This window comes from Polaromonas sp. CT11-55 (assembly GCF_047303325.1).
Lineage (GTDB): Bacteria > Pseudomonadota > Gammaproteobacteria > Burkholderiales > Burkholderiaceae_C > Polaromonas.
In genome coordinates this window covers 166,929-179,685 of sequence record NZ_JBKBEX010000002.1, presented here as the reverse complement: position 1 = coordinate 179,685, position 12,757 = coordinate 166,929, and the positions used below count along the sequence as shown (strand labels likewise).

The 12,757-nt window shown below is 63.6% G+C and carries 13 protein-coding genes; 4 read left to right on the top strand and 9 right to left on the bottom strand.

What is annotated here, in order from left to right; all coding sequences use genetic code 11:
• Positions 1-131 precede the first annotated feature (131 nt).
• Entirely contained in the window at positions 132-704 is a 573-nt protein-coding gene (locus ACEN8I_RS02630; protein WP_413325987.1) for a TetR/AcrR family transcriptional regulator, read from the bottom strand.
• A gap of 107 nt (positions 705-811) precedes the next feature.
• Between ACEN8I_RS02630 and pdxH the strand changes: the two genes are divergently transcribed.
• Entirely contained in the window at positions 812-1,462 is a 651-nt protein-coding gene (gene pdxH / locus ACEN8I_RS02625) for a pyridoxamine 5'-phosphate oxidase (RefSeq protein WP_413325985.1), read from the top strand.
• Between the two features lie 71 nt (positions 1,463-1,533).
• On the opposite strand, the gene ACEN8I_RS02620 is transcribed toward pdxH, so the two are convergent.
• Genes ACEN8I_RS02620 through ACEN8I_RS02595 form a run of 6 tightly spaced genes read right to left on the bottom strand, consistent with a single transcriptional unit; the run spans position 1,534 to position 7,748 of the window.
• Positions 1,534-3,141 (bottom strand): ArnT family glycosyltransferase, encoded by a 1,608-nt coding sequence (locus ACEN8I_RS02620; protein WP_413325983.1) that lies wholly within the window; start codon positions 3,139-3,141, stop codon positions 1,534-1,536.
• A gap of 16 nt (positions 3,142-3,157) precedes the next feature.
• Complete coding sequence (folK, locus tag ACEN8I_RS02615; RefSeq protein WP_413325980.1) at positions 3,158-3,652, bottom strand: 2-amino-4-hydroxy-6-hydroxymethyldihydropteridine diphosphokinase; 495 nt, start codon at positions 3,650-3,652, stop codon at positions 3,158-3,160.
• A gap of 7 nt (positions 3,653-3,659) precedes the next feature.
• Positions 3,660-5,288: a polynucleotide adenylyltransferase PcnB gene (pcnB, locus tag ACEN8I_RS02610; RefSeq protein ID WP_413325978.1), complete on the bottom strand. Its 1,629-nt coding sequence runs from the start codon at positions 5,286-5,288 to the stop codon at positions 3,660-3,662.
• 6 nt (positions 5,289-5,294) lie between these two features.
• Positions 5,295-5,972, bottom strand: a complete 678-nt coding sequence (locus ACEN8I_RS02605; RefSeq protein WP_413325976.1) for an HAD family hydrolase — start codon at positions 5,970-5,972, stop codon at positions 5,295-5,297.
• Positions 5,969-6,655, bottom strand: coding sequence for a DnaA regulatory inactivator Hda (gene hda, locus ACEN8I_RS02600; protein WP_413325973.1), 687 nt, complete (start codon positions 6,653-6,655; stop codon positions 5,969-5,971). The genes ACEN8I_RS02605 and hda overlap by 4 nt, the downstream gene beginning before the upstream one ends.
• 13 nt (positions 6,656-6,668) lie before the next feature.
• Positions 6,669-7,748, bottom strand: coding sequence for an AI-2E family transporter (locus ACEN8I_RS02595; RefSeq protein WP_413325970.1), 1,080 nt, complete (start codon positions 7,746-7,748; stop codon positions 6,669-6,671).
• Between the two features lie 190 nt (positions 7,749-7,938).
• Here ACEN8I_RS02595 and purM point away from each other — a divergent pair, with 190 nt between their 5' ends.
• Together purM and ACEN8I_RS02585 are read left to right on the top strand one after the other, a co-directional pair.
• Positions 7,939-8,979 (top strand): phosphoribosylformylglycinamidine cyclo-ligase, encoded by a 1,041-nt coding sequence (purM, locus tag ACEN8I_RS02590; protein ID WP_413325968.1) that lies wholly within the window; start codon positions 7,939-7,941, stop codon positions 8,977-8,979.
• A 28-nt stretch (positions 8,980-9,007) separates the two neighbouring features.
• Complete coding sequence (locus tag ACEN8I_RS02585) at positions 9,008-10,228, top strand: MFS transporter (protein ID WP_413325966.1); 1,221 nt, start codon at positions 9,008-9,010, stop codon at positions 10,226-10,228.
• Positions 10,229-10,239: 11 nt separating this feature from the next.
• Here ACEN8I_RS02585 and ACEN8I_RS02580 read toward each other — a convergent pair whose 3' ends face one another.
• Together ACEN8I_RS02580 and ACEN8I_RS02575 are read right to left on the bottom strand one after the other, a co-directional pair.
• Positions 10,240-11,109 carry a DMT family transporter gene (locus tag ACEN8I_RS02580; RefSeq protein WP_413325964.1) on the bottom strand — a complete coding sequence of 290 codons (870 nt, stop codon included), beginning with the start codon at positions 11,107-11,109 and terminating at the stop codon, positions 10,240-10,242.
• Positions 11,106-11,627 (bottom strand): hypothetical protein, encoded by a 522-nt coding sequence (locus ACEN8I_RS02575; RefSeq protein ID WP_413325962.1) that lies wholly within the window; start codon positions 11,625-11,627, stop codon positions 11,106-11,108. Before ACEN8I_RS02575 ends, ACEN8I_RS02580 begins: the two co-directional genes overlap by 4 nt.
• Positions 11,628-11,747: 120 nt before the next feature.
• Here ACEN8I_RS02575 and ACEN8I_RS02570 point away from each other — a divergent pair, with 120 nt between their 5' ends.
• Entirely contained in the window at positions 11,748-12,674 is a 927-nt protein-coding gene (locus tag ACEN8I_RS02570) for a LysR family transcriptional regulator (RefSeq protein WP_413325959.1), read from the top strand.
• The last annotated feature ends 83 nt before the right edge of the window (positions 12,675-12,757 follow it).

Here is a 12,757-nt window from a genome sequence, read left to right as displayed (position 1 = left end):
AGTCAGCGGAGAAATGAGAAAACTACTTATCGAATATATATTCGCTTAAAGAAGGGTTTTTATCAAAATAACTTGGCCTACTGATATCAGGGGGTATTGCCTTTTCGGGGCGGGTTCAGGCGATTCGGCGATCAAGCCTTGATGGCGTCCCAGCACAGGCTGAAGGCCGCCTGGTGCACGGCCTCATCGTCGGGCAGCACCTGGGTGCGTATCAGGTTGGCGGTTTCCCGCACCGAACCCACCACGCTGGCCGTCAGCAGGGGCAGTGGCACGGGCTTGAAGATCTCCTGCTGCTGGCCCTCCTCCATCAGCGCCAGGAAGCTCGCCGCAAGGCGGGTCGACAGCTCGCGGTTGCCCTGGGTGAACCAGGGGGAGTTGTAGTATTGCTCCTGGAACACCACTTCGGCGTAGCGCTCCAGCCGGTGCCGCAGCAGGTTGCCCCAGATGCGGCGCACCCGGCTGCGCAAGGGGGTGCCGGGGACCACACCGTCCATCAGGCGAAGCATTGTCGCGGTCTTGGCCTCTTCATAGAGCTGGCTGATCAGCTCGTCCTTGGACGGGTAGTAGACGTACAGCGTGCTGGTGGCAATGCCAGCCGTGCGGGCGATGTCGGCCATGGTCAGGCCGCTCAGGCCGGTCTGGGCCACCAGGTTGAAGGTGGCCTCGGCGATCGCACGCTGCTTTTCGTCGTCTTTGGGCTTCATGGGAAGCTGGAAATATAAGCGAATATTAATTCGGCAGCAAGCACACCTTCGACAACACAGGATTCGCGCACGGCAAGGGCATGGCGCCAGCGGGCACAATCAAGGGCATGAGCCAGCCCACCTCTTCCATCGCCGACCTGCGCAAAAGTTATGAACGCGCCGAACTCAACGAAGACGCCTCGCAGGCGGACCCGCTCAAACAATTCGAGCAATGGCTGCAGGAAGCCATCGCGGCCGAGGTGCCCGAGCCCAACGCCATGACGCTGGCCACCGTGGCCAGCAACCTGCGTCCCTCCACCCGCATCGTGCTGATCAAGGGCTATGACGAACGCGGCATCACCTGGTTCACCAACTACGACAGCCGCAAGGGCCAAGAGCTGGCCGGCAACCCCTACGCCGCGCTGCAGTTCCACTGGGTGGAGCTCGAACGCGTGGTGCGCATAGAGGGCGTGGTCGAAAAAGTCTCCGCCGAGGAAAGCGACGCCTACTTCAACACCCGGCCGCTGGATTCCCGCATAGGTGCCTGGGCCAGCCCGCAAAGCGAAGTCATCCCCAATCGTGGCGTGCTGGTGGCCAATGCAGCCAAATACGGCGCGAAATTTTTGCTGCAGCCTCCGCGCCCGCCGCACTGGGGCGGCTACCGCTTGAAGCCCGACAACTGGCAGTTTTGGCAGGGGCGCAAAAGCCGGCTGCATGACCGGCTGCGGTACACGCTGCAGGATGGCGGCGGCTGGTTGCGGGAGCGGCTGGCGCCTTAGGGCTTATTGGTCCGCATATTTCCTGCGGGGCTCGGCTACTCCCGGGACCAATCCGTTGAATACGCGCGTGGTTAATTTTTAATACCGGTTATTCGGTATAACTTGAACACCTCCATGGGTCCATTTGAATAGTGCCATGGAAGATCGTGAGAGACATAAAAGTTACTGCTCGCGTAGTGCTGAAACCAGTGCTCTTTCATAACTTCAACTGTCTTCAGTTCCGTGCCTTCCAGGTAAGCCGGTATGTGTTCGCTGCCAATCACATTGAATGGCACCACCAGATAGTCACCAATGTTCGGGCGAGGGGAATTTAATGCCAGTTGCCTCATTCCAGCCTGCTGCGCATACCACTGCCACCCCCAATGGCCAACAAACCAGATCGGGGTATCCGCAGGCAAATATTGGGCAATGGCAACAGCATTAGTTTTGTAAATACCGGCGTACCACGAGTCGGCTTTTGCAAGCAGCGTCGTATTGAATATCGTCAGCGCAACGGAAATCCAATAAAGCTTTGCAATATTCGATGCTCTGACCACTTGCGGATAAATCAACAGCAGAACTGCGGGCATCGCCAGCAACACATGACGAGTTGCGACGAAAGGAGCGAAGAAAACGATAAAAATGAAAGATGCCCCGATCCAGTAAAGAAGCAGGTATTGGATGGAGGTCATGCCGTTCCCGAATGCTTGCGCCTTGGCAATCTGGTAACAGATACACAGCACACCGATGCCGCTCAAAAGGAAAGATGCAAACAGTACGAGATTTATGAGGGCAACATCTGCCACGGAACTGAGAAGCACCACTGCGGGAACCAAAAGCGTTGCCGCACACAAAAAGCCAAAGACCACCTTTGGAAAAATACGGGGGCTCTCCTTGAATTTCGCGTAAAAACCCAGAAAGACACAGGGCAGTATTGCACCGATCGCCATCACCCATGCCATGGAGAACGTCAAATAGGAAACCAGCGTCTGTGAAACCCTGTTGGGGCGGTCCAATAGATGAACTCCCCCGTAGTCATAAACATTAAATGCAGACCAAAGCACAAGCGTTGCGACGGGAATCAGTATCCATCCAGTGTTTCTGTACTTCTTCGTCAGCACCACTTGCAGCAGCATTGCCGGAATAAGCACCAGGCTTGTGTACTTGATCAACAAGGCTGCCGCGCAGAGAACTGACGCAATCGCATACTTTCTTTTTTCTCCGTACCGCGGATTCATCAACGTGTAATAGAACTCCATCCAAACGGCAATGAGAGGCACGTCGACCATCGAATTTTGTCCGACGACGAAAACCGACGATAGGGAAAAAAGGGCTGTCACGTGTAGGGCGTAATCAGGCTCAACCAGTTTTGCGAGTCTGTAAAACGCCACAATCGCCCATAGAGTGAACAAGCTCATCAGGCAGTGAATCGCGATTTCTGAATATCCAAAAAAATGGGCCCAGCCTGCCATCAGGTAAAAATAAAGATGGGGCTGATTCAATTGGCTTATGGGTTCAAAATTACCGTTCCAATTCACCAACCCGCTCATGGGATGAAGCGGGTTTTTCTCTATCCATTGAGCGATTGCCAGGTGCCCCGCATCATCGATGTGAAAAGGCTTATCGATGTTCCAGTAAGTGGCAAACAACCACAATACAAGAAGCACCAGGATAGTTTTATGGTTGGATTTTGTATTCATATCTCGATTGTTAGGTTCAGGCATCCGGCCAGCCCAACTTCTCAATTCTCTGTTGCGCCACCGCCGCCAGCTGCGCGGCGCTGACCAGATCCGGCGCGATCTCCGCCAGCGGCACCAGCACAAAGGCCCTATGCATCATGCGTGGATGCGGCACGGTAAGGCAGGCTGAGTCTATGCGGCCGCTGCCGTAGAGCAGCAAATCCAAATCCAGCGTGCGCGGCGCATTGCGGAAAGGCCTTTCGCGGCCGGCCTGTTGTTCGATGTGCTGCAGCTGGTCCAGCAAGTCGGGCGCGCTGAAGCCGGTGTCGACTTCGACCACGGCATTGAGGTAGTCATTGCCCGGCGCGGCCACCGCGCCGCCCGCATCGGTATCCAACGGCGCTGTTTTATAGAGGCTGGAAGATTGAAGCACCTGCGTCCGCGGCAGGCTGTTTATGGCCTGGACGGCCCGTCGCAGGGCAGCGGCCGCATCGCCCAGATTGGCACCCAGGGCGACGTAGGCGCGAACCATGGACTGCTCAGGCGCTGGAGGTCGTATCGGCGGATGGCGAAGCCGCGTCGCCGCCCGCGCCTTCTCCACCTGCATTGCCGCGGTTGGCCGGCTTGCGGCGGCGGCGACGTTTTTTGGCCGGTGGGGCATCGCCCTGCTCACCAGACACATCGGCCGCATCGGGCGCGCTGCGTTCGACGTGACCCGTATGGCTTGATCCGGCTTCGGCATCGGGGCGCTTGACACGAACCCGCGGCGCCTGCGGCTTGCTCTGTTGTTCGCGGCGCGCCTCTTCAATCATCGCGTGGCGTTCGTCGTCGTAGGCCGTGCTGAATTTTTCCCACCACTCGGCCAGCTCCATGTCGATCTCACCAGTCTGCGCGCGCAGGCGCAGGAAGTCGAAGCCGGCACGGAAACGCGGCTGGTCCAGCAGCGAATAGGGCGCGCTGCCCGTACGCTTTTCAAAGCGCGGCTGCATGGTCCAGATCTCGCGCATGTCTGTGCCCAGCTTGCCACGGCCCGAGACGTCGCCGATCTTGGCATTGAAGGCATCGTCGATCGCATCCTGCAACGCGGGCATGAGGTGCTCGCCGCGCTTTTTGCGCTGTTCCCAGCCCTCGCGCACGTCGGACCACAACACGCAGGACAGCAAGAAGCTGGGCGCCACCGGCTTGCCCTCGCCGACGCGGCGGTCGGTGTCCTGCAAGGCCAGCTTCAGGAAGGGTTCGTCGGCATTTTGGACCACCACGTCGAGGAGCGGGTAGATGCCGGTGCCAAGGCCCAGGAACTTGAGCTGCGCGATGCTTGCCAGCGCATGGCCGGTCTGCAGCAACTTGAGCATTTCGTCAAACAGGCGCGACTGCGGCACGTCGGCCAGCAGGCCTTTCATCTCGCGCAGCGGGGCCATGGTCTTGTCTTCGAACTTGAACCCCAGCGCGCTGAGTTTGGCCGCAAAACGCACGGCGCGAATAATGCGAACCGGGTCTTCGCGGTAGCGCACGGCCGGGTTGCCGATCATGCGGATGATCTTCTTCTTGGCGTCCTTGATGCCGTTGTGGTAATCGACCACCACCTGCGTCTCAGGGTCGTAGTACATCGCGTTGATGGTGAAGTCGCGGCGCGCGGCGTCCTGCTCGATCGGGCCCCAGACGTTGTCGCGCAGCACCCGGCCGGAGGCATCGACCGCGTGTTTCATGCCGGCGAGTTCACTCTTGCTGGTGCGCTCGTTGCCGCCGACCTGCTCGGCCAGGCTGCTGTCCAGGTGGGCGCGGAAGGTCGAAACCTCGATGACTTCATGCTCGCGCCCGCGGCCGTAGATGACGTGCACGATGCGAAAGCGCCGGCCGATGATGAAAGCACGGCGAAACAGGGACTTGACCTGCTCGGGCGTGGCGTCGGTGGCGACGTCGAAATCCTTGGGGCGCAGGCCCACCAGCAGGTCGCGCACCGCGCCGCCGACGATGTAGGCCTCATAACCGGCTTCCTTGAGCGTGTGCACCACGTCCATGGCGCGGTCGTCCACCAGCTTGACGTCGATGCCGTGTTCCTTGACGCCTACATCCTGGCGCTGCCCGAAAGGGGATTTTTTGGCCCGTTTTGCACCAGGCTCCGTGCTGTCCGATTTGCCGAACAGCTTGTCGATAAATTTTTTGATCATGGATAACTAGGTAAACAGCTCAAGTATGCGCCATCCGCGCTCCACCGCCAGCGCCCGCAGGCGTGCGTCGGGGTTGGTGGCCACGGGGTGGGTCGCCTTCTCCATCAGGGCCAGGTCGTTCAGGGAATCGGTGTAAAACGTGGTTTCCACCTCGTCCCACCCAAGCTTGCGGGCCGCCAGCCATTGTTCCACGCGGGTGACCTTGCCTTCACGGGCCGAGGGCGTACCCAGGATTTCACCGGTCAGCCAGCCCTGAGCGTCCCGTTCCAGCTCCACAGCGATCAGTTCCTTGACGCCGAAAGCCTCGGCAATGGGCCGCGTGACAAATTCATTGGTGGCGGTGACGATGACCAGCTCGTCGCCCGCTGCGCGGTGCCCGTCCACCAATGCCAGCGCCTGGGGGGTAATGGCTTTTTGCACAACTTCCCGCATGAAGCGGGCATGGGCGGCGGCTGAATTGGACGCGCCCTGCTCGCGGATAGCCTGGGTGGCAAAACGCACGTAGTCGTGGATGTCCAGCGTGCCGGCGCGGTAGTGCTCGAAAAATTCCGCATTGCGCCGCTTGAACTCGGTGCTGTCGCACCAGCCCAGCGCGATGGTGAATTCGCCCCACTCGTAGTCGGAATCGATAGGGATCAGCGTGTGATCCAGATCGAACAAAGCCATCTTTTTCTTGCCCGTCATTCACTCTCCAGCATGGACTTGATCAGGGGGATGGTGATGGCGCGCTTGGTTTGCAGGGCGTAGCCGTCGAGCTGGTCCAGCAGCTGCATCAGGCTGCCGAGGTCGCGCGAAAAGCGGGTGAGCATGAAGTCCATGGCGTCGTCGCTCAGGAACACGCCGCGCGCGTCGGCCTCGCGCCGCAGCACGGCGCGCCGCTCGGGTTCGGTCAGCGCCTGCAAGGCGAACACATGGCCCCAGCCCAGGCGGGTGCGCAAATCCTCGCGCAGCGCCAGGTCGGCAGGCGGCACATTGCCGGCGGCCAGCACCCAGCGCGGCCGGCCGTCGGACGCGCTGAGCGCATTGACAAACCAGTTGAAGGCCGCCTGCTGCTGCACCGCTGTGTAGAGGTGGCATTCGTCGAGGATGACGGCAGCCCAGGATTCGTTGAACTCGGGCGGCTCCAGCAGCGAGGCGTCCATCCAGCCGCTGGAGGCGCCCTGCTCGCGCAGCGCTTCGCGCACGGCCTTGAGCAAATGGGTCTTGCCGCTGGCAGCCTCACCCCAGAGGTAGGTGGGCACGGGCGAGCGCAGCGTGTTGCCGGCCCAAAGTTCCAGGTGCTTGAGCGCGGCCTCGTTCGGCCCGCCGAAAAAATTGGCGAACGAGGGGGCCGAAGCCAGCCCGATGTCCAGCGCAATCTGTTTCATGCCCGCCATGTGTTTATCCCGGACCGGCCTGGTAAAGCCGGCTGCCCATATAGCTTGCCTTGAGGCGGCGTATGCCCACCAGCAACACGGCGCTGGCCGGCAACGCCACCAGCACGCCAACAAAGCCGAATATCTGGCCGAAGGCCAGCAGGGCAAAAATCACCGCGAGCGGGTGCAGGCCTATGCGCTCGCCCACCAGGCGCGGCGTGAGGTACAGGCTTTCCAGCAACTGCCCCACGCCATACACCACGGCCACCATGACCAGCGCCTTGAGCGAGGCGAATTCCAGCAGGCCGGCCAGCACGGCCAGCAACAGGCCCAGGCCGAAGCCGAGGTAGGGGATGAACATCGCCAGGCCGGTAAAGACGCCGATAGGCACGGCAAGGTCCAGGCCGAAAAGGGCCAGGCCCACGGCATAAAACACCGCCATGATCAGCATGACCAGCAACTGGCCGCGCAGGTACTGGCCCAGCACCGCGTCGGCCTCTTCGGTAAAGCTGTCGAAGCCGCCGCGCAGGTGGGGCGGCACCAGCTCGAGCACGCGGGCGACAAACTTGTCCCAGTCCATCAGCAGGTAAAACAGCGCCACCGGGATCAGCACGGCGTTGCCGACCACGGCCAGCGCCACGCTGCCGCCCAGCTTGAGCGAGGACATCAGCGAACCGAACAGGTCCTCGAAGTTGGCATTGAGGTACTTGAGCACAAAGGCCTTGATGCTGCCCACGTCCAGCGCCACATGGATGCCGAACTGCGCCAGCCAGGGAGAAAGGCTGCTGTTGAGCCTGTCCGCCAGAAGCGGTACCTGCTCGCGCAGCACGGGCAGCTCCTTGGCCATGATGGGCACGATCAGCAAGAACAGGCTCAGCAGCACCACGATGAAGAGGAATTCGACGATGACCACCGCCACCACGCGCGGCAGGCGGCCTTTGCCCATGTCGTCCAGCCGGTTGACCAGGGGCGTCAACGCATAGGCCAGCACGGCGGCCACCACAAAGGGCGTGAGCACCGGCCCCAGCAGCCACAGCGCGAGGACGACCAGTCCAGCGATCAGGCACCAGGCGGCGGCGCGTTTTTGGGCGGTGGTGAATTGCATAAAGCCTTGGGTTGAGCTTGCCGGAACAAGGCCGGATGGGGCCTGAAAGCGGCCGGATGGGTAGCCTTTAGAATCTCAGGCTGAATTCTATCGGGCTTGCAGGCCCCTCCAGCGCCGCAAACCCGGCTTCCAGCCCCTCATTCGCCCCCCTACCGCCCTTACCGCCCCTACCCGTAGCAAAGCCGACACCATGACCACCTCCTCCTCTTCCCCCCTGAGCTACAAAGACGCGGGCGTTGACATCGACGCGGGCGACGCGCTGGTTGAACGCATCAAGCCCCTGGCCAAAAAAACCATGCGCGAAGGCGTGCTGGCCGGCATAGGCGGCTTCGGCGCGCTGTTTGAGGTACCCAAGCGCTACAAGGAGCCGGTGCTGGTCAGCGGCACCGACGGCGTGGGCACCAAGCTCAAGCTGGCCTTTGAATGGAATATGCATGACACCGTGGGCATAGACCTGGTGGCCATGAGCGTCAACGACGTGCTGGTGCAAGGCGCCGAGCCGCTGTTTTTCCTCGACTACTTTGCCTGCGGCAAGCTGGACGTCGACACGGCGGCAAGCGTTGTCGGCGGCATCGCCAAGGGCTGCGAACTCAGCGGCTGCGCGTTGATAGGCGGCGAAACCGCCGAAATGCCCGGCATGTACCCGGCCGGCGAATACGACCTGGCCGGCTTTGCCGTGGGCGCGGTTGAAAAATCGAAAATCCTGACCGGCAAGGACGTGAAAGCCGGCGACGTGGTGCTGGGCCTGGCCAGCAGCGGCGTGCACTCCAACGGTTTCAGCCTGGTGCGCAAGTGCATAGAGCGCGCTGCCGGCAATGCCCCCGCAACCCTGGACGGCAAGCCCTTCAAGCAGGCCCTGATGGAACCCACCCGCCTTTACGTCAAGAACGTGCTGGCCGCCCTGGCCGCCCACCCGATCAAGGCGCTGGCCCACATCACCGGCGGCGGCCTGCTCGAGAACATTCCCCGCGTGCTGCCCGAAGGCACGGCCGCCCACCTCAAAAAGGGCAGCTGGCCGCAAACCGAGCTGTTCGCCTGGCTGCAAAAAACCGCCGGCATTGACGACTTCGAGATGAACCGCACCTTCAACAACGGCATCGGCATGGTGGTGGTGGTGGACGCCGCCAACGCGCAAGCCACGGCCAAGACCCTGCGCGACGCAGGCGAGCAGGTGTATGAGATCGGCGTGATCGCCGCCAAGGGCGACGGCGCCGCCGTCACCGTCGGCTAAATACCTCGGCGCGGCAAGCCAGACACCCATGCCGCAATCCGAACCGCACCCCGCACCCCCTCGCCAGCGCCTTCCGGCGGCCATCTGGGCGCTGGGTTTCGTCAGCCTGCTGATGGACATCTCCTCCGAGATGATCCACAGTCTGCTGCCCGTCTTCATGGTCACGGTGCTGGGCACCAGCCTGTGGGCCGTCGGCCTCATCGAGGGCCTGGCCGAAGCCACGGCCCTCATCGTCAAGGTGTTCTCGGGCGTGCTCAGCGACTACTGGGGCAAACGCAAACCGCTGGCGCTGCTGGGCTACGGCCTGGGCGCGGCCTCCAAACCGCTGTTCGCGCTGGCCGCGACCACAGGGCTGGTGCTCAGCGCCCGCCTGGTGGACCGCGTGGGCAAGGGCATACGCGGCGCGCCGCGCGACGCCATGGTGGCCGACCTGGCCCCGCCCGGCATGCGCGGCGCAGCCTTCGGGCTGCGCCAGTCGCTGGACACCGTGGGTGCCTTTGTCGGGCCGCTGCTGGCCATGGGCCTGATGCTGCTGTGGGCCAACGACTTCCGCGCGGTGTTCTGGGTCGCCGTCATTCCTGGTTTTCTGGCGGTGGCGCTGCTGCTGTTCGGCGTGCGCGAGCCAGAGCGTGAACGCGCGCCGGATGCCCCGCGCCTGAACCCCATCAGCCGCGCCAACCTCAAGCGCCTGGGCGCGCCCTACTGGCGCGTGGCGGTGCTGGGTGCGGTCTTCATGCTGGCGCGTTTCAGCGAGGCCTTTTTGCTGCTGCGCGCCATGCAGGGCGGCCTGCCGGTGGCCTACGCGCCGCTGGTGCTGGTGGCCATGAACGCGGTCTATTCCCTGGGCGCCTACCCTTTCGGCAAGCTGGCCGACCGCATGAGCCACAGCGCCTTGCTGGCTTGGGGCCTGGGGGTGCTGGTGGCGGCCGACCTGCTGCTGGCCGCCGGCAGCCACTGGGGCACCGCGGGCGTGGGCATCGCGCTGTGGGGCCTGCACATGGCCATGACCCAGGGCCTGCTCGCCACCATGGTGGCCGAAACGGCGCCGTCCGACCTGCGTGGGACGGCTTTCGGTTTCTTCAACCTCGCCAGCGGCCTGGCGCTGCTGCTGGCCAGCACCCTGGCCGGCGTGCTCTGGGACCAGTTGGGCGCGCCGGCCACCTTTGCCGCGGGCGCCGTGTTCAGCCTGGCGGCGCTGGCGCTGCTGGGCATCTGGCGCAAGTCACTGCGGCTACCGGCGGCCGCCTGATCCCTGCCGGATCAAGCCAGCGCCAGCCCCGCCACACCCAACAGCATCAGCGCCGCGCCCAGCACCTGCGAAGGCTTGAGGGGTTCCTTGAGCAGCCGGGCACCCACCAGCGTGCCTATCAGCATGGACATCTCGCGCACCGGGGCTACGTAGCTGAGCGGCGCGGACTGCACGGCGAACAACACCAGGCAGTAAGCCAACGGTGAGAGCAGGCCGATCAGCAAGATGGCCGTGCGGTGCTGCCGCCATTGCGCCGCCAGCAAGGCGCGCCGCGGCAACACCCAGGGCGCGAGCAGCACCGTGCGAAAACCAAGGCCCGCGGCATAAAACAGCACCGGCGCCATGCCCAGGGACTTCACTGCCCAACCGTCGACCACGGTATAGCCGGCAATGCACAGGCCGGTCAGCCCGCCCCAGAGCACCCCGCGCCGCCGCCGCGCGTCCCCGCTGCCGACAATGCCCGCCGCGCCACCGGAGGTCATGAAGACGCCCGCCAGCACCAGGGCCACGCCCAGCCAGCCCAGTGCGCTGGGCAGCTCGCCAAGCAAGGCCACGGCGCCCAGCACCGCGAGCAGCGGCCCGGTGCCTCTGGCCATGGGATAGACCACGGCGAAATCGGCCACCCGGTAGCCTTTTTGCAGCACCAGCGAATACACCAGGTGCAGCAGCGCGCTGGCCAACGCCGCCAGCCACATCCAGCCGTCAAAGGCCTGGGGGTGTTGATGCCATGCGAGCAGGGCCACCGGCGCCGCCGCCGCCATGCTGACGCAGCCGAACAGCCAGATAAAGAGCAGGCCGCCGGCCGCGCGCTTGGCCACGATATTCCAGAGCGCGTGGCACACCGCCCCCGCGAGCACCAGCGCCAGCGTCTGGGCGCTCATGCTGGTGTGCCGGCACCGGTCTCGGGCAGGCGGAATCGGCTGTCCAGCAGGGTTTTGACGCGCCCGGCCACGGCTTCGCATTCCGCTGCGGTGAGCGGCTCGAATCCCGACGCCCAGGCCGCCATGTCCTCCCAGCGCGGGAATTTGGGCGACTCGCCCCAGCGCCAGTCGGGATGCGCCGACCGCCGGTTGCGCCCCAGCACGTGCAGGTGCACGCGGCGATGCGCCTGCACGTTCTTGGGCCCGGCGGGCGGGGCCTGGTCGTTGAGCGCCCAGTTGCCCGCCTCCCAGTAATTGAGGCAGCCATCGTTCAGGGCGGGCAGCACGTCCAGCATGGCGCGGCCCGTGGCGGCCACCAGGCAGGACCAGTGGGCCAGCTCCAGCGGCGCCAGTTCGCTGCGCTCCCAGACCGACCGCGGCGGGTTGACGACCAGGTGGCCGCCGTCGCGGCGGTCGCACAAAAGGGCGTCGGGCAGAAGCAGGGTGCCGCCGGGGCAGCTGTGCAAAACAAGAGGCATGGGGTACAACCTTTGGCGATAAATGATGAGCAAATGTGATCAGTAAATAAATTGAACAACCGCCATAATCCTTGAATTTCCTCAATATCACACTCAAAACCATGAGGAAAGCGACCGCAAATGATGAGTAAAACAGATGACTCGAGTCCCCAGACACTGCCGCTCAACGCGGTGCGGGTGTTTGTGGAAGCCGCGCGCCAGCTCAATTTCAGCCGCGCCGGCCGCGTACTGGGCATGAGCCAGGGCGGCGTCAGTCGCCATGTGGCCACGCTGGAGCGCTACTTCGGGCAGCCCCTGTTCGCGCGCAGCGGCACTTCGGTCCGCCTGACCGATGCGGGGCGCCTGTATTTCGACACGGTGCAGGAAGCCCTTTCGACCATAGAGCTGGCCACCCGCCAGCTGGCGCAAGGTCAGGCCGGCGCCCGCCTCATCGTGCGCACCTCGCTGCCCACTTTTGCGATGACCACGCTGATTCCCGCCCTGCCCGGCTTCCAACCCGAGGCCCCGGTGGCGGTGGACCTGGTGACCTCGCTCTCGCCGCCGGACGCGGGCGACAGCTACGACGTGCTGGTCACGCGCGACCTGGCCATTGCCGGCGCCGAGCACTGGCTGCTGGCCGCCGAAAACCTGGTGTGCGTGGCTTCGCCCGCGCGCTGCCGCAAGTTCGCGCACCAGCCCATCAGCCAGTGGCAGTTTCTCGCGGCGCAGTCACGGCCCGACGTGCTGGCCGCCTGGTCGGCCCAGCTGGGCGTTCAGGCGACCGGCATCCATGTCAGCGCCAGCTTCGACCACTACTTCCTGGCGATAGCCGCGGCGACGGGCGGCATGGGCCACCTGGTGGTGCCCGAATTGCTGGTGGCCGAGCCACTGCGCCGCGGCCATCTGCTGCGGGCCTCGCCTGTGGTGGTACGCGGCGACGCCAGTTATTCGGCCTATATCAACCCGCGCAGCACAGCCCCGGAAACCGCCCGGGTGTTCTGCCGCTGGCTCAAGGGATGGTTCAGGCAGGCGCAGGACGGCCCGCCGGCAGCGCTACAAAAACACTAGCTGCGGGGACCGATGCCAATTGGCTTGCGCTGGACTTTTTGTTATTTCTGTATCAAACTGTTCTACTGGTCTGTCTTTGGAGC

Excerpts from the sequence above, each read along its gene's own strand:
- ACEN8I_RS02630 (WP_413325987.1), bottom strand. The coding sequence starts at position 704 with ATGAAGCCCAAAGACGACGAAAAGCAGCGTGCGATCGCCGAGGCCACC.
- pdxH (WP_413325985.1), top strand. The coding sequence starts at position 812 with ATGAGCCAGCCCACCTCTTCCATCGCCGACCTGCGCAAAAGTTATGAA.
- ACEN8I_RS02620 (WP_413325983.1), bottom strand. The coding sequence starts at position 3,141 with ATGAATACAAAATCCAACCATAAAACTATCCTGGTGCTTCTTGTATTG.
- folK (WP_413325980.1), bottom strand. The coding sequence starts at position 3,652 with ATGGTTCGCGCCTACGTCGCCCTGGGTGCCAATCTGGGCGATGCGGCC.
- pcnB (WP_413325978.1), bottom strand. The coding sequence starts at position 5,288 with ATGATCAAAAAATTTATCGACAAGCTGTTCGGCAAATCGGACAGCACG.
- ACEN8I_RS02605 (WP_413325976.1), bottom strand. The coding sequence starts at position 5,972 with ATGACGGGCAAGAAAAAGATGGCTTTGTTCGATCTGGATCACACGCTG.
- hda (WP_413325973.1), bottom strand. The coding sequence starts at position 6,655 with ATGAAACAGATTGCGCTGGACATCGGGCTGGCTTCGGCCCCCTCGTTC.
- ACEN8I_RS02595 (WP_413325970.1), bottom strand. The coding sequence starts at position 7,748 with ATGCAATTCACCACCGCCCAAAAACGCGCCGCCGCCTGGTGCCTGATC.
- purM (WP_413325968.1), top strand. The coding sequence starts at position 7,939 with ATGACCACCTCCTCCTCTTCCCCCCTGAGCTACAAAGACGCGGGCGTT.
- ACEN8I_RS02585 (WP_413325966.1), top strand. The coding sequence starts at position 9,008 with ATGCCGCAATCCGAACCGCACCCCGCACCCCCTCGCCAGCGCCTTCCG.
- ACEN8I_RS02580 (WP_413325964.1), bottom strand. The coding sequence starts at position 11,109 with ATGAGCGCCCAGACGCTGGCGCTGGTGCTCGCGGGGGCGGTGTGCCAC.
- ACEN8I_RS02575 (WP_413325962.1), bottom strand. The coding sequence starts at position 11,627 with ATGCCTCTTGTTTTGCACAGCTGCCCCGGCGGCACCCTGCTTCTGCCC.
- ACEN8I_RS02570 (WP_413325959.1), top strand. The coding sequence starts at position 11,748 with ATGATGAGTAAAACAGATGACTCGAGTCCCCAGACACTGCCGCTCAAC.